The organism is Flavobacterium psychrotrophum, from assembly GCF_003403075.1.
Classification (GTDB): domain Bacteria; phylum Bacteroidota; class Bacteroidia; order Flavobacteriales; family Flavobacteriaceae; genus Flavobacterium; species Flavobacterium psychrotrophum.
This window is the reverse complement of the sequence record NZ_CP031557.1, coordinates 4,104,990-4,128,738: the sequence shown is the minus strand read 5'-3', so window position 1 is coordinate 4,128,738 and position 23,749 is coordinate 4,104,990. Positions and strand designations below refer to the sequence as shown.

Here is a 23,749-nt window from a genome sequence, read left to right as displayed (position 1 = left end):
CGGGGTTATTTTTTTTACCTTTATAAAAATTTTTACTTTATGCAGCAGGCATATATAAAATCTCCGCTGGGAGCAGTATTAATAGAAGGCGATGAAAACGGTATTTCAAAAATATCGGTTTTAGATAATGATATGGCTTTAAGTCAGGATATTCCGGGCACGCTTGCGCATGCGGCTAAGGAGCTTGCAGAATATTTTGAAGGGCAGCGCAATACATTCAGCTTTAAGCTTAATCCTGCGGGTACTGATTTTCAGAAAAAGGTATGGACAGCACTGCTGGAAATTCCGTTTGGCACCACCACTTCTTACCATGCCCTTTCGGTAAAGCTGGGCGATGTTAAAGCCATACGTGCTGTAGCCTCTGCTAATGGTAAAAACCCATTATGGATTGTTGTGCCCTGCCACCGCGTTATAGGCTCAGATGGTTCGCTTACGGGCTATGCAGGCGGCCTGTGGCGCAAAAAATGGCTGCTGGAGCATGAGTGCCCGCCTGTGCAGCAAAGTTTATTTTAAATAAACTCGGCAGTGCTTTCTTATAGCATTGCTAATGAGAACAGTTGATTAATGATTAAATACATCAGGAATTTGCTTATTCCCCGTCATAGATAACGACCCCCTATAAGGCCCTTAAAAAACTGATAAATTTATGTAAGCATAGGCAGTAAAGCCTTACTTTTATTGTGCATAAATTTAATATCTCTGTTATGGCATTAATGAAGCCTTTTAACCTGAACAAATGGATAGACGAAAACCGCCATTTGCTTAAACCACCCGTAGGCAATAAAAATATATACCCCGCTGCAGATGACTATATTGTAATGGTTGTTGCCGGTCCTAACGCCCGTAAAGATTACCATTATAACGAAACCGAAGAGCTTTTTTACCAGCTGGAAGGCAGTATAAAGGTTATTGTGCAGGATGAGGGCGAACGTAAGGAAATGGAACTGCACGCCGGCGATATGTACCTGCATCCTGCGCGTGTACCACATAGCCCTGTGCGTAGCGAAGGCTCTATAGGCCTGGTTATAGAACGTGTGCGTGCCGGGCGTGGCTTTACAGATGGCTTGCTATGGCACTGCGAAAACTGCAACCACAAGCTCTATGAAGTGTTCTTTGAGCTGCACAATATAGAAAAGGACTTTTTGCCGCATTACAGGCATTTTTACAGTAGCGAAGCCCTGCGCACCTGCGATAAATGTGGTACTGTACTACCCGCTGATAAACGCTATGTAGCAGAGGAGTAAGAAAAATACTTACAAATTATTTCTTAAAGGTTCTTACATAATTTATAAAATTAAGCCCATTTGCTAATTTCCGTTAGTTTTTGGGCTTTATTTTTTTTGTTTATAACTTTTTAATAAACAAATACGCTGTAGCGTTGCATTCTATGTAATAAGAAGCCTGTGATTATAAATAATGGTGCTCAAAATACAGCAGTTATAGAAAATCACGTAAATTTGTAGCTTTAACTCAAACAATTACCGTGAGCTCAAGTCACAAGAACATTAACCAGGTTACCGTCGGAGGGCTGTTGGTTACATTGGGGATCATCTACGGAGACATAGGAACTTCTCCATTATATACAATGAAAGCCATAATAGGAGAAGTCCCTATTGACAAAGATGTGGTACTGGGTGCACTATCGTGCATTTTCTGGACGCTTACCCTTCAAACCACCCTAAAGTATGTTATCCTTACACTACAGGCAGACAATAAGGGCGAGGGAGGTATCTTTTCATTGTACACACTTGTAAAACGTTTAAAAAAGAAAGGCCTTATTGTACCGGCCATCATTGGGGGTAGTGCCCTCCTTGCAGACGGTATTATTACACCTCCCGTATCGGTATCATCCGCAATCGAAGGTTTAAAAATTTACGAACCGGGGCTTAACACGGTGCCTATTGTTATAGGTATCCTGTTTGTACTGTTTGCCATACAGCGTTTTGGCACCAGCCTGGTGGGTAAATTCTTTGGCCCCATGATGCTTATATGGTTTGGTATGCTGGGTGTGCTGGGCATCATCCCTATGTTTCATAACATAGAGGTGCTTAAGGCGCTAAACCCTTACTATGCCATTCACTTACTAAGCATTCACCATGACGGTTTCTATGTGCTAGGCTTTGTATTTCTATGTACCACAGGGGCAGAAGCGCTATATAGCGACATGGGTCACTGCGGGCGTGGTAACATACGCATGAGCTGGGGTTTTGTAAAAGCCATGCTGGTACTTAACTACTTTGGGCAGGGCGTTTACCTTATGGAACATAGCGGTAAAACCCTTACAACCCTTAGCGGAAACCCCGATGTGCCGGGTAACCCGTTCTACCTGCTTATGCCACAATGGTTCCTGCCGTTTGGTATTGCCATTGCTACAGCCGCTGCGGTTATAGCATCGCAGGCATTGATAAGCGGATCGTTTACACTAATTAGTGAGGCCATGCGCCTTAACTTCTGGCCAAAGGTTTCGGTAAAATTCCCTACAGAGCTTAAAGGGCAAATCTATATTCCGTCAATCAACTGGTTATTATTCTGGGGGTGTGTATTTGTAGTACTCCACTTTAAAGAATCGGGCGCTATGGAGGCGGCATACGGCCTCGCCATTGTGCTCTGTATGATCATGACTACTACGCTCTTGGGATACTTTATGGTAATGCGGCGTTATAATAAAATATTTATCATTGCCACCATGCTGGTATATTTCAGCATAGAGTTTTCGTTTTTGGCAGCAAACATCAGCAAATTCCACGAAGGGGGTTATATATCACTAGGTATCGCGGGCTTACTTGCCTTTGTAATGTTTGTATGGTATACCGCTAAGAAAATCCGCAGCGAGTACACTGAGTTTACCAAGATAGACAATTATAAAAATGTACTTGCAGAACTTAGTAATGATGAGTCTATACCTAAATATGCCACGCACCTTGTGTACATGACTAACGCAGGTATGGGCGATGAAATAGAGTCGAAGATCATTTACTCGATACTGCAAAAAAGGCCAAAACGTGCCGATATCTATTGGTTTGTTCACGTTAATGTGGTAGATGAGCCTTACCGTATGGATTATAAAGTGCGCGAAATTATAAAAGATGACGTTATAAGGGTAGACTTCTACCTGGGCTTCAGGGTACAGCCGCGCATTAACCTTATGTTTAAGCAGGTAGTTAAAGACCTGGTTAAAAAAGGCGAGGTAGATATTACCAGCCGATACGAATCGCTTAACAGGAACAACGTTATTGGCGACTTTAAGTTTGTAATCATCGAGAAATTCCTTAGCTACGATAATGAGTTGCCGTGGTTTGAGCGTATCATACTTGATATTTACTTCGTGCTTAAAAAAGTCAGCCTTTCAGAAGGGCGTGCCTTTGGGCTTGACAGCAGCTCTGTAAAGGTTGAAAAATTCCCTATTGTTATACATCCGCCAGAAGATATCAGCCTGTGCAGGATAACCGATAAGACTGACAAAACAATTCATTAGAAACAGCTTAAAATATATGCTAAGAGCCCTCGCCTTACTGTTACTGCTTATGTTTCCTAAAGTGCTGATGGCACAGGAGGAAACAGTTTACTCAGTATATTTTGAATTTGACAAGTTTAACCTCGACGATAAGCAGGGTAATAATGTTGTTGCATTTATTAAGGGTATTGATACCACGCGTATTGAAACCATACAGATATTTGGCTATACAGACGACAGGGGTAAGGATGCTTATAACTATAAGCTGAGTACAAACAGGGCAAATACCATTAAAGATAAAATGGTAACCCAGGGCGTAAAAAACAAGATCATCATTACCATAGAGGGTAAAGGGCGCATATTGCTCGAAGAAGATATAGACAATGTAAGCGAGGCGCGTTCTAAAAACCGCCGTGTAGACGTTGTGGTAAACTTTAAACCGCTGCCGCCTCCTAAACTGGAGCCCGGTATGTACAACAATCTTAAGGATGGCCTTATAGTGGGCGACCGTATTTACCTTGAAAACATTTTGTTTGAAAAAGGAAGCAGCCAGCTAACCCTGAGCAGTAAAAAAGAACTGGACAGGCTTACAAAACTGTTGCAAAAATACAAGAACCTGCAATTCGAAATACAGGGTCACATTTGCTGTACGCCTACCTTTCAAAAGGAAGCCATAGATATGGGTACACGCAAACGTGAACTTTCTGAAAACCGTGCAAAAAGTGTATATAAATACTTTATTGCAAGAAAAATACCGCTTGCCCGAATGACATATAAGGGCTACGGCAATACCAAGCCATTGGGCAAAGGTGCGGAGTATGACCGCCGTGTAGAGCTGGTAATCACTAAAATTTAAGATATCAATCCGGGTTAGCCCGGATTTTTTTATTTTAGTAGCCATGAAAACCCTTCAACGCCTTCTTGTTTTTGCCCTTATTTTCTTTTTGCTGGTAAACACCTCTTACTTTTGGGAGGGAAAATTATTTGGACTGAGCCTTTTAGTTTTTCTGATTTTAGCCATTACTTATGTGGTTTTGGTTATTATCGCAGTTGTCCAGGTCGTTCTTGTTATTAAAGAAAGATTTAAAAACAGGCCAAGAAATATTGTTTTCGCTACATTGTTAGTTGTTGTTGCGCTCGTAGCTATCTTCCCAAGAGGAATTATAAGATATGATCTTTTTGAAAGCGAAATACTACTAATGGCACAAAGAGAAGGGGTGGCAAACTGTACCATAAACCTCAAGCTTAGAAAAAATAACACCTATACTTTGAAGGAAGTATGTTTTGGTATAAGTGATAAATCAGGTAGTTATGAGGTAAGGAACGATACCATTTTTTTTGAATCTGAGACGTATGATTACGGAACAATTAAAGACAGAGTGATTACGATAAGGCTAAAATCTTCCGCTTCTGATACAATCTTCCTGCCCGTCGTAGCAAATAAACTTTTAAAGCAGTAGTATCATCCTTGCCAAAATCCGGAATCTCTTTTTAGCATTGCCATTTCCGCTTTTTAAAAAAACATGACGTAACTTTGCCTTAAATTTTGCATTATGGATGCAGCTAAAGAAGGAATACTACAAATGTTAGATATAAATGCCATAAGGGCAGATTTTCCGATACTTAACGAAAAAGTAAACGGCAAGCCCCTTGTATATTTTGATAACGGCGCCACATCTCAAAAGCCGCAGGTGGTTATAGATGCCATTACAAAATACTACAGTACAATAAACGCAAACATTCACCGCGGGGTGCATACCCTTAGCCAACTGGCTACCGATGCCTATGAGGCTTCGCGCGAAACCATACGCAAGCACATTAATGCTGCCCACGCGCACGAGGTGCTTTTTACCAGTGGTACTACACACGGTATTAACCTGGTGGCAAGTGGTTTTACCCAGTTTGTAAAAGCGGGTGATGAGGTAATGGTATCTGCTATGGAGCACCACAGTAACATAGTGCCATGGCAAATGCTGTGCGAACGCACAGGCGCTATCCTTACGGTTATCCCTATGAATGAAAAGGGCGAACTGATCATGGCAGACTTTGACCGCCTGCTTACCGAAAAGACTAAGATCGTTGCGGTAAACCATATCAGTAATGCTCTGGGAACCATAAATCCCATAAAATACATTATAGACAAAGCCCATGCGGCAGGTGCAGCAGTATTTATAGACGGTGCACAGGCAGCCCCGCACCTTAAACCCGATGTACAGGCGCTGGATGCCGATTTTTACGCCTTTAGCGGGCATAAAACCTGCGGGCCTACCGGTAGTGGTATTTTATACGGAAAAGAGGCGTGGCTCGAAAAATTACCCCCTTACCAGGGCGGTGGCGAAATGATAAAGGAAGTTACCTTTGAAAAAACTACCTATGCAGGGCTTCCGCACAAGTTTGAAGCAGGTACGCCGCACATAGAGGGTGGTATTGTACTGGGTACAGCCATAGATTACCTTAACGGCATTGGCTTTGATGCCATAGGAGCTTACGAACACACGCTTTTAGAATATGGCACGCAGCGCCTTTTAGAAATAGACGGCATGCAGCTTATAGGCACTGCCGCAGAAAAAGCGTCGGTAATATCATTCAACCTGCAGGGCATCCACCCGTATGATGTGGGCGCTATTGTAGACAAAATGGGCATTGCCGTGCGCACCGGGCACCACTGTGCACAACCGGTTATGAATGCGTTTTGTATTCCCGGTACAGTAAGGGCATCCTTTGCTTTTTATAATACCAAAGAAGAAATAGACAGCTTTATAACAGCAGTCAAAAAAGCCCAGATGATGCTGGGATAGGCAATGGCAAAATTTTTGCTATTTTTACATTGATTATTTCTCAGAGGTATATCGAGCAGGCATAGAGATTCATAGCGTTTTGTTTGAACGTTATAAAAATCAATTTTCTCTGTGCAACTCTGTGTAACAACACTAAAAAATATTATGAAAAAGATACTATCAGTACTTATACTAACCATTGCGGTAGCCGTGGGCTGCTCATCGTCTAAAAAGACCAGCGAAACCGTGGCTGCCAAGGCCGACAAATCGCTTGAGTTTGAATATACCGCTATTACACGTGGCAATTACAAGAAGGTTATCGTAAATTCGTCTAAGGTAATGCTTGCAACAGCGCCTTCTGCAAGGCCGGTTGTAACTGATGTTGATGCAAAAGACTGGAATGCCATGATTGCTTTCTACGAAAAGAACATTGTAAAAAAAGGCGTTAACCTTGAAGCGCTTGAAGCGCCCAGCAAAAAACACCAGTATGACGGTGCCCTTTCGGCAACGCTTACTATAAAATCGGCCGATGGCTCAGTTTCAACACCTACGTTTGACCACGGTAACCCTCCGGCGGAAATTAAGGTTTTGGTAGATGAAATTGTAAGGCTGGCGGGGTTTGAAACTAAAGAATAACTATGAAGATTAAAGAAATACAGGACGAGATCATTGATGAATTCTCGATGTTTGATGAGTGGGATGAGCGCTACCAGTATGTTATAGACCTGGGTAAATCGTTACCGCTTATTGAGGAACAGTATAAAACTGATGATAACATCATTAAAGGCTGCCAGAGTAAAGTGTGGCTGCACGCCGGCCAGCAGGATGGCAACATTGTGTTTACTGCCGATAGCGATGCCATACTTACCAAAGGGCTTATAGCGATAATGATACGCGTATTCAGCAACCAGAAACCGGAGGCTATTTTAGAAGCCAATACCGATTTTGTAGATGAAATAGGCCTTAAAGAACATCTTTCGGCTACGCGAGCCAACGGCCTTGTGAGCATGATAAAACAGATTAAAATGTATGCACTGGCTTACAGTGCTAAAAACTAAAGATATGGAAATAGACACCGCACAACTGGGCGAAGAGATCGTAAAGGTGCTTAAAGGCATTTATGACCCTGAGATACCCGTAGATATTTATGAACTTGGCCTGATATATGACGTTATGGTTAATACAGACCATGAGGTTAAAATATTAATGACCCTTACATCGCCAAACTGCCCGGTAGCAGAAAGCCTTCCGGCAGAGGTAGAAGAGAAAATTAAAAGGATAGAAGGCGTTGCTGCTGCTGAGGTTGAAATTACCTTCGACCCGCCATGGACCCGCGACCTTATGAGTGAAGAAGCCAAGCTTGAACTGGGAATGTTATAATTTCCTGCCTTAAATAGCGTTCGCAAAAAAAATGAAAACAGCTCCGGAAGATGGTAATGTGCCGCTCCTCCGGAGCTGTTTTTTTGTGGTTTAATTTTATGCTATAGCTATGGCACCCCTCCGGGGTTCTTTTAGCGCATACTTACAAAAAAACAGGCAGCCAGTTATGGAGCTGCCTGTTTTCTTTAACTGCTTGGTCTACTACTTCCTGTAATACACGTTATCTTCTTTGTTAACGTCTGCCATAGTTTCACTTGGGTCTATTACCAGTATGCGAATAGCATCTTTTGTCCTTGGCAGGGTAAACTCATAGGTTTGGTGTGCCCAGTCCCATCCTTTTAAAACCGTGCGTTTCAGGTTAGGGTAGGGGTTATCTTTTTCGTAGTGCATCATTTGCAGCGGCACATAAAAGCTTTCCTGTGTGTTGTCGTCATATGCCACAATAAGGTCTATAGGCATCGGCATACGACCTTTGCGCTCCAGTGTTATCTTAGTATTGTTTCCGTCTTCTTTAAGCTCTTTAATGGCATAATCTATTGTGTTTGGTGTATTGCACCATTCTGTTACATACCAGTCCAGGTGAGCGCCTGTAACGCGCTCAGCGCTGCGTTGCACATCGTTTGGCGTAGGATGTGTAAACTTAAAATCGGCAAAATAACGCTTAATGGTTTCCGCAAGTTTGTCTTCGCCTATAAGATAGCCCAGTTGTGCAAGGAAAAGTTCGCCTTTGCTGTAAGACGATATGCTGTACAGGCGGTTGGTATCGTAGCGGTCGCCGTGTGTGGTAAGGGGTTGCTCTTTACCTGTTTTTACCATACCAAAGTAATTATCATAAGCCGGTTTAAAAGGGCTTTGTGGCTCTTCTCCTTCTTTTACTTTTTTAGGCAGTACGGTATCCATAGCCAGGTCGCTTATGTAGCTGGTAAAACCTTCGTCCATCCACGGGTACTTACTTTCGTTAGTAGCCAGTATGTGCTGAAACCACGAGTGCGCAAACTCATGTGCTGTAACGCCCACAAGGCTGCCGTAAGTGCGGTTTCCGGTAATAAGGGTACACATGGCATACTCCATACCGCCATCACCACCCTGAACCACGCTATATTGCTTGTAGGGATAAGGCCCTACGTTTTTATTATAAAACTCTAATAACTCAGCCACTTTAGGCTGCATCTTTTTCCATCCCTCTAAAAATTCAGGATTGTTTTTGTAAAAGAAGTGCAACTCTACACCATTTGCTGCAACAAGCTTATCGTGAATATATTCCGGGTCTGCACCCCATGCAAAATCATGCACGTTTGGTGCTATAAAATGCCAGGTAAGCGTTTTGGCTTTTTTAGGGTATTTTACTACCGTACCGGCATCTTCATAACCTTTACCTATCTCGTTTTTATTTTGTAGGTAACCACTTCCGCCTATGGTGTAGCTTTTATCAATGGTAATGTTTACATCAAAATTGCCCCACACACCATGAAATTCACGGCCTATGTAAGGGTCTGCATGCCATCCTTCAAAATCATACTCAGCCATTTTAGGGTACCACTGCGTCATACTCAGCGCTACGTTCTCGTCGCTATTGCGTCCGCTGCGGCGAATTTGTAACGGTACCTGTCCTGCAAAATCAAGGCTGAATGTAGCCGATTTACCTGGAAGTATGGGTTGGTTAAGGTTAACCTCCAGTATTGTACCTTCGGTTTTTGTTTTGGCATCGGCACCATCCTGCTTAAAATTAGCTATGTTAAGGTAGCCAATCTCGTTTGGCTTTAGGGTAGCAATGCGGCTTTCTTTTACGGTCTTATCGCCATTTATAACCGTTTTTACCATGCGTTTATCAGGGTCGGCCACGGTTTGCAGGCGGGCATCCATCTCACTGCCGGGCTGAAAAGCATTAGGGTACAAATGGTAAAACACACGCCTTATGGTATCGGGCGAATTGTTAGTGTATACCAGTTCTTGCTTACCGGTATATTTATAAGACTTTACGTCTATACTCACATCCATCTTATAGTCTGCGTGTTGCTGCCAGTAGCCCTTATTTGGGGTTTGCTGTGCATAAAGGCCGGTGGCCAGTAATAAAGCGGTTGCTACAAATGTTCTCATGGGGTAAAATTAGCGAAAGTTATAAAATTAGCAAAGTCATAAAGTTAGGGTAACGCATAAAAATAGTTAGTAACTTTGTAAATGTAATTTTGAAGATGACATTTTATGGATACCGAAGAGTTTGAAATTGTAAACCGTGTGGCAAACAGTGCCCTGCAGGTTTTTGACCTTGAAGATTATTACCAAGAAGGGCAGCGTGTAGCCCTGGATATATCAGGATGGCTTTTAGAAGGGTTTGTACTGCGCGAGAAAGATTTTCGCGAAAGCCTTAAAAATCATGACTGGAGCCAGTACGGCGGCGCTTTTGTAGCCCTGTATTGCAGTACCGATGCCATAGTGCCGGCATGGGCCTATATGCTGGTTACTACCTACTTGCTGCCTGTAGCAAAAAAAGTGGTACAGGGTACTACCGCCCAGCTCGATGTGCTGCTGTATCAGGAAATATTAGACGGTCTTGATTATACGCCATATGAGGCTAGGCCGGTAATTATTAAAGGCTGCTCGCGCAAGCCGGTTCCGCAGGAGGCTTACGTACTTGCAACCCAAAAATTGCAGCCCGTGGCTAAAAGCCTGATGTTTGGAGAAGCCTGTTCTTCAGTGCCTTTGTATAAAAAGAAGTAGTTTTTAACGTAATATTTGGGGCGTAAAGCCTCAGCATTATTTATATTTGTAGGAAAACCCGATAGTATGAAGAAGATATTTTTACTCCTTGCACTTCAGTTTACGGCATTTGCTGCCGTAGCCCAGGATGCCCCGGCTAACCCTGCCCAGGCAGATAACGACACCATAGGGCCATGGACAAAAAAAGGCAATGCGTCTTTATTGTTTAACCAGAGTACGTTTGAGAACTGGGTAGCGGGTGGTGAAAATAACATATCCGGTACGCTGGGCTTTAATTATGACTTTAATTACAAAAAGGGCGATTGGAGCTGGGATAATAAGGTTATTGCATCTTATGGTATAGTAAAAACCCGCAATAGCTCTTTCGCAAAAAAGACAGACGACCGCCTGTACTTTAATTCGGTCGTAGGTAAGAAGGCCAGTGAGCGTTGGGACTATACTGCTTTTGTAAACCTCAGGACACAGTTTACAAAGGGATATAATTATGGCAAGGATGAGAATGGTGCCGAAATACGTGAAGATTATACCAACTTCTTTTCTCCGGCTTATGTACTTGTAGGTCCCGGTATGCAGTATGTGCGTGACGAGAACCTTAAGATAAACCTTTCTCCGGCTACTTCTAAATTTACTTTTGTAGATAAGAATTTTACGTTGCCTAACGAAGATTACTTTGGTGTGAAAGAAGGTAAGAGTATGCGTTACGAACTGGGTTTTAATGCCAGTATGTATTATAAGCTTGATGTAATTGCTAACGTAACGTTTGAGAACATTGTTAACCTGTATTCTAACTACCTGGAAGATCCTCAAAATGTGGATATCGACTATCAGCTAAACATCGTAATGAAGATAAACCGTTACCTTACTACAAACCTTAGCTTCCAGACCATATATGACGATAATGCCTACCGTGGTTTCCAGATCAGGCAGGTATTTGGCGTAGCAGCTAATTATGGTTTCTAAAGAGTTTATAGTTTATTGTTCGTGGTTTATAGTTATAAAAAAACACCTGACAGGTTTTAAATCCGTCAGGTGTTTTTTGTTGAATATTTATCCGAAAGGATATTTTAACCGGAAAGCTTTAGATCTTACATCTCTGTAAGATGAATTTCTTCGGCAATGTCCACTTTTAAAGGATTCTGGTTTGCTACCTTGCGTTGTACCATCTTGTATACACGATACATAAGGAAGATGCTCAACAGCGTTATTGCGGCTACTATGTACCCTATAATATCATAATGTTCTAACGGGCTTGTGGTAGATTTCTGAACGATTATAAGCCCGCCTATCCATGCGCCTATACCACCGGCTATTTGTTGCAGACTGGAGTTAATACTCATAAAAGCACCACGGTCTTTGGCATCGGGTACGCCTGTAACCAAGGCAGTACTGGGAACCATTCGGCCTGTAATGCCTACCATCATAAGCACGTTTAGCAAAATAATGATCCATAGTGGAGTAGCGGCTAAATGTGTGTAGGCTATAATTACACCCATTGTCCAGAAACAGGCAATGGTAAATATCCTGAACTTGTTAAACTTATCGCTCAGCTTACCCATAAGCGGCATACAAACCAGTGTAAAAATACCCGCTACAATATATATCTGCGGAAGCTGCATCTCTGTAACCTTAAGGTTGTTAATGGCAAAGGCACTGCCAAAAGGCATCATCATGAATCCACCTATTGAGAGTAATGCAGTAGCGGTAAAACCTATACGGTAATCGCCTTTCGAAATAGTATGCCACAGATGGAGTAGCGGAGATTTGTCCTGCTTTAGCTTAAGGTGTGCATTTACCGGGTTCAGTTTAAGTAGAATAAGCAGTGCAATAATAGCTGCCATGCCTACGATCCATAAAAATGGCGCGTGCCATCCCCAGATGTTAGCAATGTACAGCCCAATAGGAATACCCAGTATCTGGCTGGCACCAAAGCCCATTTGCAGAAAGCCCATTACACGGCCACGCTGTTGCAGCCCAAAGATATCTGCCACGATAGCCATAGATATAGACCCTATAACACCGCCAAATAGCCCGGTAAATATACGGGCAGCCACCAGGGCTTCATAACTGTTTACAAGGCCACAAAACAGTGTGCCAATGATAAAGCCGGTATAAAAAAACAATAACAGCTTTTTACGGTCAAATTTATCGGCAAAGCCGGCTGTTAATAAGCCTGATATACCTGCACTAAAGGCATAGGCAGATACGGCAATGCCAAATTCATTTGGTGCCATACCGATAGATTTCATGAGTTTATCGCCCAGTGGCGACATAACCATAAAGTCGAGGATCACGGTAAACTGGGTGATGGCCAGTATAAATATCACAAATTTCTGGTAGCCCGAAAAAGGGGCTGCCGGTTGAGGTTGTTGCATAAAAATTCTTTTTGTTGATGTGTGTGTAATTTGATTTTTGATGATGATGATTGAACTCCACTACGGTGTAAGCGCCTTAATAACAAGCTTGAAAGCCTCGTCTCTCATGGCTTCGGTCATAGAAAATGGCCTTTTGCCCAGGCTTTTGCCTTCTGCATGAAAGCGCAGCATATTATACAACGGGCCAAAAGCCAGGCTCCAGAAAACTTCCATGGTTACAGGTACCAATTCATTATTAAGCACGGCGTTGTGGCAAAACTGTCCCATGATGTTGCCAAAACCCTTAGCGGTTTGTTGCAACACATACTCGCCATGCGGCGAATGGCGTATTACCTCATAACACTTGGTTTCCTGTTGGTTGGCTAATGTATAAGCCATCCGGTTATCCCATTGTTTTTTAAGGCCATCTGCAAAGTGCATATCCGGATGAAAATCGGTAAGGGCAGCTTCAAAAAAGCGGTCGCCCAGTTCGCAGCCCAGTTTTTTAATAAGGTCGTCTTTATCATGGTAATAAATGTAGAGTGTAGCTACAGATATGCTGCATGCCCTTGCAAGCTTGCCCATGCTAAAACCTTCAAAACCTTCTTTTACCAGCAGTTCGATAGCCTTAGCTTTTACCAGGTCCTGCTTGTTTGTATTACGTATGCGCATTCAGTTATATTGGAAGCGCAAATATAAGTGAATGTTCATTCATTTTTAAAAATCGATCAAAATATTTTTTTAAAGGATTATTTTTCAGTAATCTATCGTGTGATGTGACTGAAGGATAGATAGAGTACTCAAATAAAAAAGCCGAAAATCATATAAATTGATTTTCGGCTTTTTTATTTTCTCTACTGTACGTTAGGTGGGATTGGCAACTTTAAGGCTTTCGATTTTTAAAGTTAGTCTTCCTTTTCTACTTCGTGGTTTTCTTTATAATCCGGGTATAGGAATTTATTGTACGGAAAACGTGTAATATGTATTTCCCTTACAGCCTCGTATACCTTTTCGCGGAACTCTTCAAAGTTTTCTTTATTGGTGGCAGAAATAAACAGGGCGTTCTTTTCGCCTACGTTACTCATCCAGGTATCTTTCCATTCATTAAGACTAAAGTGGCGTGCGGTTTTTTCGGTAACCAGGTCATCTTCATCAATGATAAGCGGTTTGTAGGCATCTATTTTATTAAATACCATTATGGTAGGCTTATCGTTACTTTTTATGTCCTGTAATATCTGGTTTACAGATGCTATGTGGTCTTCAAACTCCGGGTGAGAAATATCTACTACGTGTAATAGCAGATCAGCTTCGCGCACTTCATCCAGCGTACTTTTAAACGAGTCAATAAGTTGCGTAGGAAGCTTGCGTATAAACCCAACGGTATCAGAAAGTAAAAACGGCAGGTTTTTAATTACCACTTTTCGTACCGTAGTATCAAGGGTTGCAAAAAGCTTATTTTCTACAAAAACCTCACTTTTGCTTATAACATTCATCAGGGTACTTTTGCCCACATTGGTATACCCTACAAGTGCTACGCGCACCATGGCGCCGCGATTACCACGCTGCACGCCCATTTGGCGGTCTATGGTCCTGATTTTTTCTTTAAGTAATGCAATGCGGTCGCGCACAATACGGCGGTCAGTTTCAATTTCTGTTTCACCGGGGCCACGCATACCTATACCACCACGCTGGCGTTCAAGGTGCGTCCACATACCACTTAGGCGTGGTAGTAAATACTGGCACTGTGCCAGCTCTACCTGGGTGCGTGCATAAGAAGTTTCTGCACGCTGTGCAAAAATGTCTAAAATAAGGTTTGTACGGTCTAAAACCTTGCAGTCTAATATTTTGTTAAGGTTTTTTTGCTGCGCAGGCGTAAGCTCGTCATCAAAAATTACTGTTTTAACATTATGTTCAACTATGTAATTGTGTATTTCTTCAATTTTACCGGTACCTAAAAAAGTTTTAGGATTAGGTTTGTCCATGCGTTGCGAAAAACGCTTTACTACCTGTCCTCCGGCCGTAAATGTAAGAAATTCAAGCTCATCGAGATATTCGGTAAGCTTTTCTTCGCTTTGTTGCTGGGTGATTACCCCCGCAATTACAGTTTTTTCAAAAGGAATGGTTTCTTTTTCGAGCATAGCATTTTTTTCTTGGTTTAGCAAAAGTACAAAATTAGGGTGTAATTAATTTATCGTTGTGAGGTTATAACTATTTTGTGCAAATTTTTGTTAAAATTTAGCATTAGGTTAACCATGTGTTATATTTTTTTAAATTTGGGAATTAATTTTACCTAAACTTTAAACTATGAAGAAAATTACTCTTTTGGTTTTCGTTTTCCTTACCTCTTTAATGAGCTATGCTCAGTTCAATGAGGACTTCGAAGGAACCTGGACTACCGGTTCAGGCCCGGCAGGGTGGGCGATAATCAACGTTGCGGGTCCCACAAGGACTTGGGTTCAAGCTTCAGGGGGGCTACACAGCCTGCCCACACCGGTGCTCATGCCGCCTATATTGATAGGGAAACCATGGCAGCCGGCGAGTTAACCGAAGACTGGTTAATAACACCTTCGTTTAACGTTCCTACAAATGCTCAACTGCATTTTTGGTCGAGGTTAACGCTTCCTAATGATCAGAATACATTATTTAAAATAATGATAGGTACAAACCCTGCAGACAGGGATTCATTTACAGAACTTGTAAATTATACCGAGCTTACATTACAAACAATCAACCAACAACAGTATGAAGAAAAGATAGTAAACATACCGGCAGCTAATACCGGTTTGCAGCGCTATGTAGCCTTTGTTGTTAGAGGTAATAACGGCGATCGCTGGCTAATAGATGATGTAAGTGTTGTAACACAGTGTCTTACGCCTACCGGGCTTTCGGCACCAACTATTACTAATAACTCTGCCAACTTAACCTGGACAGATGCTGCCGGATCTGGCTCATGGGAAGTACAGGTAGTGCCGTTTGGTACTCCAAATGCGGCAACAGGAACTCCTTACAGTGGTGCATTGCCTTATGTGGCTACAAGCCTGGCGGCAGGTACTACTTACCAGTTTTATGTACGCTCGGTTTGTGCGCCTGCAGGAAATTACAGCCCATGGGCAGGACCGTTTACATTTAATACGCCGGCACTTCCGGCAGACCTTAATTTTGTTGCAAATTTTGAAAACGGATTTAACGGTTTCACTTTTGTAAATGGTACCCAGGCTAACAAATGGGTAGTAGGCAGTGCTACAAGCAGCAGCCCTACTTACTCAATGTATGTTAGTAATGATAATGGTGCTTCTAACACCTACCTTTCTACATCTGCATCTGTAGTGCATGCTTACCGCGATATTGTTATTCCGGTGGGTGCTACAGAAATAAATGTTGCTTTTGACTGGAAAGCAAATGGTGAAATTGATACAGACGTAATGCGTGTATGGAATACGCCTACCGCATATAGCCCGGCAGCAGGAACAAGAACTACTGCTAGTACTGCTGCAAATAACATACGCAGGCAAATAGGTGGTAACTTTTCTACAAATAGTGGATGGATTACTTACAGCCAGATTATAAATGTGGCTGAATTTGCCGGTACTACAAGGAGGTTTGTTTTTGAATGGCGAAATGACGGTAGCGATGGTGGTAACCCCGCTGCGGCTGTTGATAACATAAACATTAGCCTTATAACATGTCCTCAGCCTATAACGCTTCTTGCTACGAGCCCTACACAGGATGGAGCTACACTTGCATGGACAAACCGTGGTACGGCAACTTCATGGGAAATTTTTGTTGTTCCCGTAGCAGATGCTGCACCTACTGAAACATCTACAGGAATAATAGTTTCAACAAATCCTTACACAGTTACAGGCCTTGTTGATGCTACTAACTATAAATATTATGTAAGGGCCGTATGTGGTACTAACGATAAAAGTTTTTGGAGTGGTCCGGTAAACTTTAGTACAACACAAATTCCTGCAATATTACCTTATGTGCAGGATTTTGAAACCAATAGTGGTTTTAGCCTTGTAAATGCTACACAAACCAACCAATGGTTTTATGGTACTGCTGTAAGCAATAGCCCTACACACTCACTTTATGTAACTAACGATAATGGTGTAAGTAATGCTTATACCGTAGGATCTGGTTCTACCGTTCATGCATACCGCGACATTTTAATTCCTGCAGGTACAACAGATGTTGATATATCTTTTGACTGGAGGAACGTGGGTGAAACAGGTCAGGATTATATAAGGGTATATGCTGCGTCAAGCGCATATATACCTGTAGCGGGTACTCAAAGTTCTGTTGCGGCTAACCGTATAAGGATAGGCGAATTTGCAGACAATGGCACATGGACTAACTTTCAGGGTGTAATTAATGCAACGCAATTTGCGGGTGGTACAATGCGCCTTATATTTGAGTGGAGAAACAATGCCTCTGCAGGAACTAACCCTCCCGGAGCTATTGATAACATAAACCTTGCGGTAGTTGCCTGTCGTCAGCCTATTACCCTTGCGGTTACTACGCCTACACAAACAGGTGCTACATTTACTTGGGTAAACCAGGGTACGGCAACGTCTTGGGAAGTGTTTGTAGTTCCTGCCCATGAGGCAGCACCTACAGCAACATCTACAGGTGTTGTGGTTACCACTAACTCTTATACTCCTACTAACCTTGTAGATGGTACTAACTATAAATTTTATGTTAGAGCTATTTGTGGTCCCGGTAATGTAAGTAAGTGGAGTGGCCCGGTAATAATTAGTACATTACAGGTGCCTACAGCCTTACCGTTATCTCAGGATTTTGAAAACTCTAATGGCTTTACCTTTACAAGTGGTAGCCAGGCAAGTGGTAACCAGGCAAACCAGTGGTTTTATGGTACAGCTGTAAGTAACAGCCCTACCCATGCCTTATATGTTACTAACACACAGGGAGCAACTAACAATTACAGCCTTACTTCAAGTTCTGTAGTACATGCTTACCGCGACCTGATAGTTCCTGCAGATGCTTCAGATATTAATATATCTTTTGACTGGAGAAACGTTGGAGAAGCAGGACAGGATTATGTGCGTGTATGGGCAGTTCCGTTAGCGTATGCACTTACTGCCGGAAACAGCATTACACAAAATGCAACCCGTCTTCCTGTGAGTCCTACTCTTACCGGTAATGCAGGCTGGGATACTTATACAACAGTATTTAACGCGTCTTCATTTGCAGGCCAGACAATGAGGCTTGTATTTGAGTGGAGAAACAATGCTTCAAGCGGAACTAACCCTCCGGGAGCTGTAGATAATGTAAATGTAAGCGTTGTTCGATGCAGGCAGCCTCTAAACCCTGTTGCAACTGTTCCTACCCGTACCGGTGCAACACTTGCCTGGACAGAGCAGGGTACTGCTACAACATGGGAAATATTTATAGTGCCTGCAGGAGATCCTGCTCCTACAGATACGTCTACAGGTATTATTACAACAAATAATCCTTATACAGCAAGTGGCCTTGTAGCTGGTGTTAACTACCAGTTTTATGTAAGGTCTGTTTGTGGTGGTACAGATGGTGTGAGTAAATGGACTGGCCCTGCCAACTTTACTACAGAACAGATACCAACTAACATACCTTATGTTCAGAATTTTGAAACAGAGAATGGTTTTACTTTTACAAATGGTGCCGAGACAAACCAATGGTTTTATGGTACAGCTGTAAGTAACAGCCCTACGCACTCACTTTATGTAACTAACGATAATGGTGTAAGCAATGCTTATACTAAAACAGCTACATCAACAGTACATGCTTACCGCGATATAACAATACCTGCAACTACTACAGATATGTTAGTAAGCTTTGACTGGAGAAACAGAGGAGAAATAGGCCTTGATTATGTTCGTGCATGGATAGTGCCAATATCTTATTACCCTGTTGCAGGTACACAAACTACTCCTGGAGTAGGCCGTATACCGCTAGGGGCTAATTTTAGCGATAGTGCTAACTGGACTACATTCAACTTGCCGGTAGATGTATCTGCCTACTCTGGTACTACAGTAAGGCTGGTGTTTGAATGGAGAAACAATAATGCCGGAGGAACAGATCCTGCAGGTGCTATTGATAACTTAAGTCTTACTACAATTACATGTCCGCAACCATCACTTGTAACCGTTGGCGGTACAACAAGTTCAGGTACTACAGTATCTTGGACAAGTAACCCTCCTGCTACAACATGGGAAATATTTGTGATACCTGCCGGAAGCCCTGCGCCTACAGCAACGTCTACAGGAATTGTTGTTACAGATAATCCGCATGTAATTACAGGATTAGTAGAGTCAAGAAACTACTCTGTATATGTAAGGTCTGTATGTAGTACAACTGATATAAGCTTATGGACAGGTCCTACAAACTTCAGGACACTTGATATTTGCGACAGGCCAATAAACGTTCAGGTAAACTGTCTTGATGCAAGCAGTGGTACTTTTACATGGGTTGCAGGTTCAAACGAACTTTCATGGGAGGTTGCCGTAGGGCCTGCTACAGGACCGGAGCCTACATCTGGTACAGTAGTAACAGAGCCATCTTATTATGTACAGGGGCTTACACCTGGTAACTATACATTCTATGTAAGGGCAGTATGTCAAAATGCTGTGGGTTATAGCCCATGGACTCCGTTTGCTTTTGCTCCTTCTGCTCAGTCTCCTGCGGCTGCACAGGCACTTTGTGCGGGTCTTCTTGCACAGCCTCAGCCAAGTAGCTCTAATACCCCTCAGTCGGTTTATGGTACAGTAGGCTGTCTTAGTACAACACCAAACCCTACATGGTATTATATTACCCTTGATGGAACCGGACAGGTAGTACTTAACCTTAGGCAGGTAACACTTGCCGGACAACCTATTGACGTTGACTTTGCCGCATTTGGGCCATTTACGTCGCTTAGAGAGGCATGTAGCCGAATAGGTAACCCATTAAATACATCTTTAATTGTAGACTGTTCATATTCTGCTTCAGCTACAGAAACGATACGTGTTACCGGTGCTCCGGGTCAGGTATTCGCACTATTGATAACTAACTTTAATGGTCAGCCGGGTAATACTACTATCAGCCAGGTTTCAGGCCCAAGCATTAGCTGTATTCCTACAGTAAACGTTGGCCCTGATCGTGTGCTTTGTAATACTACAAGCCATAACATTACTGCTACTGTTAATAACCCTGGGGTTGCTCAGGTATATACATACCAGTGGTTTGAAGATGCAAACCCAATTACACCTACTGTTGTAAGTACTACAAGTACAACTCAAACAGTAACAGTTACAACAGAAGGAACACACGTTTACAGTGTTGTTGTTACAATGCCGGTTCCTGTAAACAGCGATCCTGTTACAGATCAGGCTACAATATCTATAAGTAATCCGTTTACGCCACCAGTACCTGCACCGCTTATACTTTGTGGAGACAATGGTACAGCGTTGGCTAACCTTGCGGGCATCAATTTTCTTGGTACCCTGGATCCTGCAGATTATGTTCTTGTAGGCATTTACACAAGCCAGGCAAATGCTAACAGTAATACGGGAGCTATTGATACATCTGTGCCATTTAGCGTAACTACACAAACGCTATATGTTGTAATTGCAGATGCAAATTCATTAACATGTACTAAAACAGTACCACTATCTATTGTTGTAAATAACTCTGCTACGGCTACTATTAGCTATCCTACACCACTTTGTACAACTACTGCTACGGCACCGGTTACACAAACAGGTACTAACGGAGGAGCATATACTGCGCCTGCAGGCCTTACTATAGATGCTGTAACAGGTACTATTACGCCGTCTACTAGTACAGCGGGTACATATACTGTTACTTATACTACAGCAGCTACAGCTACTTGTCCTGCATTTGTTGCAACGGCAAGTGTAGAGATTGTTGCACCGGCTGTTGCAACTATTTCTTACGGTCCTAATACATATTGTAATAATTCGGGTGTAGCTACAGTAACCTTAACAGGTGCTACAGGTGGTACATTTACATCAGATGCAGGCCTTACAATAGATCCTGTAACGGGAGAAGTTACCCTTGCATCAAGTACAATAGGTACACATACTGTTACTTATACTACTCCGGCTAACGGCCCTTGTGCTGCTGTGCCATTTACTGCTACTATTGTAATTAGTGCTGCATTTACCGCTACTATAGATTATGGTACTGCACCATTCTGTACAAGTGGTGGTGTTGCAACCGTAATAAGAACCGGCGATGCGGGTGGTGTTTACACTACAGATCCTTCTCTTACTATAGACCCTGCAACAGGCGAGATTACACTTGCCGGATCAGAGGCGGGTACTTATACGGTTACTTATACTATAGCAGCAAGCGGATCATGCCAGGAGTTTGTAACAACTGCGCAAATAACTATTGAGGCTGCGCCAGAGGCTACAATTGCTTATGACAATACACCTTATTGTTCAAATGGTGGTGTAGCTACAGTAACCTTTACAGGTACAACAGGTGGAGTGTATAGCTCAACACCGGGACTTGTATTTGTAAGTGGTGGAGATGTAGACCTTGCGGCAAGTACACCGGGAACTTATGATGTTTATTATACTGTGGCTGCTACTACAATATGTGCCGGACAGCAGTTTGGCCCTGCCACAATAACCATTACAGAGCTTCCTGTGGCTGGCATTAGTTATGCTAACAGCCCATATTGTACAGATGGTGGTATTGCTACAGCAATTGTTACCGGAACTACAGGTGGTGCGTTTACTGCAACACCAGCAGGACTTACTATAGATCCTTTAACAGGAGACATAACCCTTGCTACAAGCACACCGGGTGCTTATGATGTTGTGTATACAGTGGCTGCTGCAGCGGGTTGTCCTGCTGTACCTGCTACATTCAGGGTTGAAGTTACTAAACTTCCTGTGGCAGACTTCCAGTACCAGTACAGTACTTTCTGTACTAATGCTGCATCACTTAGCCCTGTATTTGTAGGTGGCGGTGTTGCCGGAGCATTTACTGTAAACCAGCCTGGCCTTACTATAGACAGTGCTACAGGAGTTATAACGCCTTCAACAAGTACACCGGGTACTTATATAGTAACGAATACACTTGTTGCTGCAAACGGATGTACTCCGGTTCCTGTAACACAAACTATTACTGTAGATCCTGCGCCTATAGCTACATTTGATTATGCTGACCAGGCATACTGTGTAGAGGGTACTGCAATACCTACACCAATACTTGATGATGCGTCTGGTACATTTACCAGCACTCCGGCAGGTCTTGTAATTGATGCTGCTACAGGTATCATTGATCTTGACAGAAGCCAGCCGGGTACTTACCAGGTACTAAATACTATTACTGGTTCGCCTGAGTGTCCTTCTGTGTCAGCTTCTACTGAGGTTATCATAGCGTCGCTTCCGGTTGTTGCGGTAACACAAGGATGTGATGGTATAGAATATAAACTTACCCTTTCATTAGATGGTGATCCTTCTTATAATGCCGATGATGTAACTATCGAATGGACTTCGCCTACAGGTGCAGTACTTGGTAGTGGTGAGTCACAGGTAATTGTTGGTTCAGGAACATATAAAATAAAGGTAACTCCTAAAGCTGGCGCAATTTGTCCTGCAATAGAGGATGTCCTTGTTGATGATACTATTTGTGAAATACCAAGGGGTATTTCTCCTAACAATGACGGACTGAATGATACGTTTGACCTTACCGGATATGGTGTAACTAAAATATCAATCTTTAACCGTTATGGTCAGGAAGTATTTAGCCACAAAGGTGCCTATACAAACCAGTTTAGCGGAAATGCTAAAAATGGAGATGAACTTCCTACGGGTGCTTACTTCTACATGATTGTACGTAGTACAGGTGAGAGTAAAACCGGATGGGTATACATCAACAGACCTGAATAATAATTATGGATTAACATGCTCCTCCCCGGTATATGGGGAGGGTGTGTTACTTTAGAGGTTTTTTACCCTAATTTTATCAAAATGTAACTTTTAGGAAAATAATTATTAAAATTTTCTAATTGTTTAAATATTATTACAATTTTGCTGATATTTACAGCGTAATAGTTTTAATAGGGAATTATCTCGGCCATATAAACTAATAAAAAGAAAACCAAAAAATAATGAAAAAACTATACCTGGCGGCATTACTGGCCTTTGTAGGGTTTACGGATGCTGTAGCACAGCAGGACCCGCACTACACACAGTACATGTACAACATGAACGTAATCAACCCTGCATACGCTGGCAGCAAGGAGAACTTAGCCTTTGGGCTTTTATACCGCAAGCAGTGGGTAGATGTAGACGGAGCCCCGAGCACGGGCACGTTTTCAGGCCACAGCCCTGTGGGCAAAAATGTAGGATTGGGCTTATCGGCGATCACCGATAAGATCGGTCCGGTGAATGAAACCAATGTATATGCCGATTTCAGCTACACGCTGAAACTTGGTGGCGCGCACAGGCTTGCCCTTGGCTTAAAGGCGGGCGCTACCTTCCATAAAGTAGGATTGTTCAGCGATATTGGCAACGGCTTTGTACCGGACCCTAATGACCCTGCATTTGCAGAAAACGTAAACAACACCTACTTTAACATAGGAACAGGAGTGTTCTACTACACCGATAACTACTACTTAGCGTTTTCGGTACCCAACATGCTAAAGAGCAAACACCTTGACCTTACCCAAAGCGGTACCGACTACCGTTTTGGTTCAGAAGTATCGCACTACTTTTTAACAGGAGGTTACGTATTCCAGGTAACCGACAACTTCAAGCTGAAGCCCTCGTTCATGGTAAAATCAGCCTTTGGTGTAGACCCGTCTATCGACGGTTCACTAAACGCGCTGTTCTTTGAGAAATTTGAGATCGGAGCCACTTACAGGTTAGACGATTCATGGGGTGGTATGGTAAACTATGCCATCACACCGAATCTGAGGATTGGCTATGCATACGACCACATCGTATCCGACCTGAAGGTAACCACACCTGCCTCACACGAGATCATGCTGCTCTTTGATGTCAACTTCCCGAAAAAAGTATCACGTTCACCACGTTATTTCTAACCAAAAGCAA

General features: G+C 42.7%; 17 protein-coding genes. 13 read left to right on the top strand and 4 right to left on the bottom strand.

Translation table 11 applies throughout. The features are described 5' to 3' along the window. Positions 1 to 39 precede the first annotated feature (39 nt). The 9 genes from DYH63_RS17825 (at position 40) to DYH63_RS17785 (ending at position 7,611) form a co-directional block, all read left to right on the top strand. On the top strand, positions 40 to 513 hold the full coding sequence (locus DYH63_RS17825; protein WP_116790086.1) for a methylated-DNA--[protein]-cysteine S-methyltransferase: 474 nt from the start codon (positions 40 to 42) through the stop codon (positions 511 to 513). A gap of 191 nt (positions 514 to 704) precedes the next feature. Beyond that, positions 705 to 1,244, top strand: coding sequence for a 3-hydroxyanthranilate 3,4-dioxygenase (locus DYH63_RS17820; protein ID WP_116790085.1), 540 nt, complete (start codon positions 705 to 707; stop codon positions 1,242 to 1,244). 233 nt (positions 1,245 to 1,477) lie between these two features. Next, complete coding sequence (locus tag DYH63_RS17815) at positions 1,478 to 3,475, top strand: KUP/HAK/KT family potassium transporter (protein WP_439952043.1); 1,998 nt, start codon at positions 1,478 to 1,480, stop codon at positions 3,473 to 3,475. A gap of 16 nt (positions 3,476 to 3,491) precedes the next feature. Beyond that, the gene (locus DYH63_RS17810; protein WP_116790083.1) at positions 3,492 to 4,310 is read left to right on the top strand and encodes an OmpA family protein; all 819 of its coding nucleotides are present in this window, start codon (positions 3,492 to 3,494) and stop codon (positions 4,308 to 4,310) included. Between the two features lie 43 nt (positions 4,311 to 4,353). Continuing rightward, positions 4,354 to 4,914, top strand: coding sequence for a hypothetical protein (locus DYH63_RS17805; protein ID WP_116790082.1), 561 nt, complete (start codon positions 4,354 to 4,356; stop codon positions 4,912 to 4,914). 123 nt (positions 4,915 to 5,037) lie between these two features. Next, positions 5,038 to 6,252, top strand: coding sequence for an aminotransferase class V-fold PLP-dependent enzyme (locus tag DYH63_RS17800; protein ID WP_116790880.1), 1,215 nt, complete (start codon positions 5,038 to 5,040; stop codon positions 6,250 to 6,252). Positions 6,253 to 6,396: 144 nt separating this feature from the next. Beyond that, positions 6,397 to 6,867, top strand: coding sequence for a hypothetical protein (locus DYH63_RS17795; RefSeq protein ID WP_116790081.1), 471 nt, complete (start codon positions 6,397 to 6,399; stop codon positions 6,865 to 6,867). A gap of 2 nt (positions 6,868 to 6,869) precedes the next feature. Beyond that, a complete protein-coding gene (locus DYH63_RS17790; protein WP_116790080.1) occupies positions 6,870 to 7,289 on the top strand; it encodes a SufE family protein in 420 nt (139 codons plus the stop codon). A gap of 4 nt (positions 7,290 to 7,293) precedes the next feature. Next, complete coding sequence (locus DYH63_RS17785) at positions 7,294 to 7,611, top strand: SUF system Fe-S cluster assembly protein (protein WP_116790879.1); 318 nt, start codon at positions 7,294 to 7,296, stop codon at positions 7,609 to 7,611. 201 nt (positions 7,612 to 7,812) lie between these two features. On the opposite strand, the gene DYH63_RS17780 is transcribed toward DYH63_RS17785, so the two are convergent. After that, positions 7,813 to 9,708 (bottom strand): M1 family metallopeptidase, encoded by a 1,896-nt coding sequence (locus DYH63_RS17780; protein WP_116790079.1) that lies wholly within the window; start codon positions 9,706 to 9,708, stop codon positions 7,813 to 7,815. Positions 9,709 to 9,813: 105 nt separating this feature from the next. Between DYH63_RS17780 and DYH63_RS17775 the strand changes: the two genes are divergently transcribed. Together DYH63_RS17775 and DYH63_RS17770 are read left to right on the top strand one after the other, a co-directional pair. Beyond that, positions 9,814 to 10,329 carry a DUF2480 family protein gene (locus DYH63_RS17775; protein WP_116790078.1) on the top strand — a complete coding sequence of 172 codons (516 nt, stop codon included), beginning with the start codon at positions 9,814 to 9,816 and terminating at the stop codon, positions 10,327 to 10,329. Positions 10,330 to 10,395: 66 nt separating this feature from the next. Beyond that, complete coding sequence (locus DYH63_RS17770) at positions 10,396 to 11,289, top strand: DUF3078 domain-containing protein (RefSeq protein ID WP_116790878.1); 894 nt, start codon at positions 10,396 to 10,398, stop codon at positions 11,287 to 11,289. Between the two features lie 125 nt (positions 11,290 to 11,414). Here the strand turns inward: DYH63_RS17770 and DYH63_RS17765 are convergent, their stop codons facing one another. The 3 genes from DYH63_RS17765 to hflX form a co-directional block, all read right to left on the bottom strand. Beyond that, the gene (locus DYH63_RS17765; RefSeq protein WP_116790077.1) at positions 11,415 to 12,701 is read right to left on the bottom strand and encodes an MFS transporter; all 1,287 of its coding nucleotides are present in this window, start codon (positions 12,699 to 12,701) and stop codon (positions 11,415 to 11,417) included. 60 nt (positions 12,702 to 12,761) lie between these two features. Next, complete coding sequence (locus tag DYH63_RS17760; protein ID WP_116790076.1) at positions 12,762 to 13,352, bottom strand: TetR/AcrR family transcriptional regulator; 591 nt, start codon at positions 13,350 to 13,352, stop codon at positions 12,762 to 12,764. Positions 13,353 to 13,585: 233 nt separating this feature from the next. Continuing rightward, positions 13,586 to 14,818 (bottom strand): GTPase HflX, encoded by a 1,233-nt coding sequence (gene hflX / locus DYH63_RS17755; RefSeq protein ID WP_116790877.1) that lies wholly within the window; start codon positions 14,816 to 14,818, stop codon positions 13,586 to 13,588. Positions 14,819 to 15,130: 312 nt separating this feature from the next. On the opposite strand from hflX, the gene DYH63_RS17750 reads away from it, so the two are divergent. Both DYH63_RS17750 and DYH63_RS17745 read left to right on the top strand, forming a co-directional pair. Next, entirely contained in the window at positions 15,131 to 22,582 is a 7,452-nt protein-coding gene (locus tag DYH63_RS17750) for a fibronectin type III domain-containing protein (RefSeq protein ID WP_116790075.1), read from the top strand. A gap of 221 nt (positions 22,583 to 22,803) precedes the next feature. Beyond that, entirely contained in the window at positions 22,804 to 23,739 is a 936-nt protein-coding gene (locus tag DYH63_RS17745) for a PorP/SprF family type IX secretion system membrane protein (protein WP_116790074.1), read from the top strand. Positions 23,740 to 23,749: the final 10 nt, after the last annotated feature.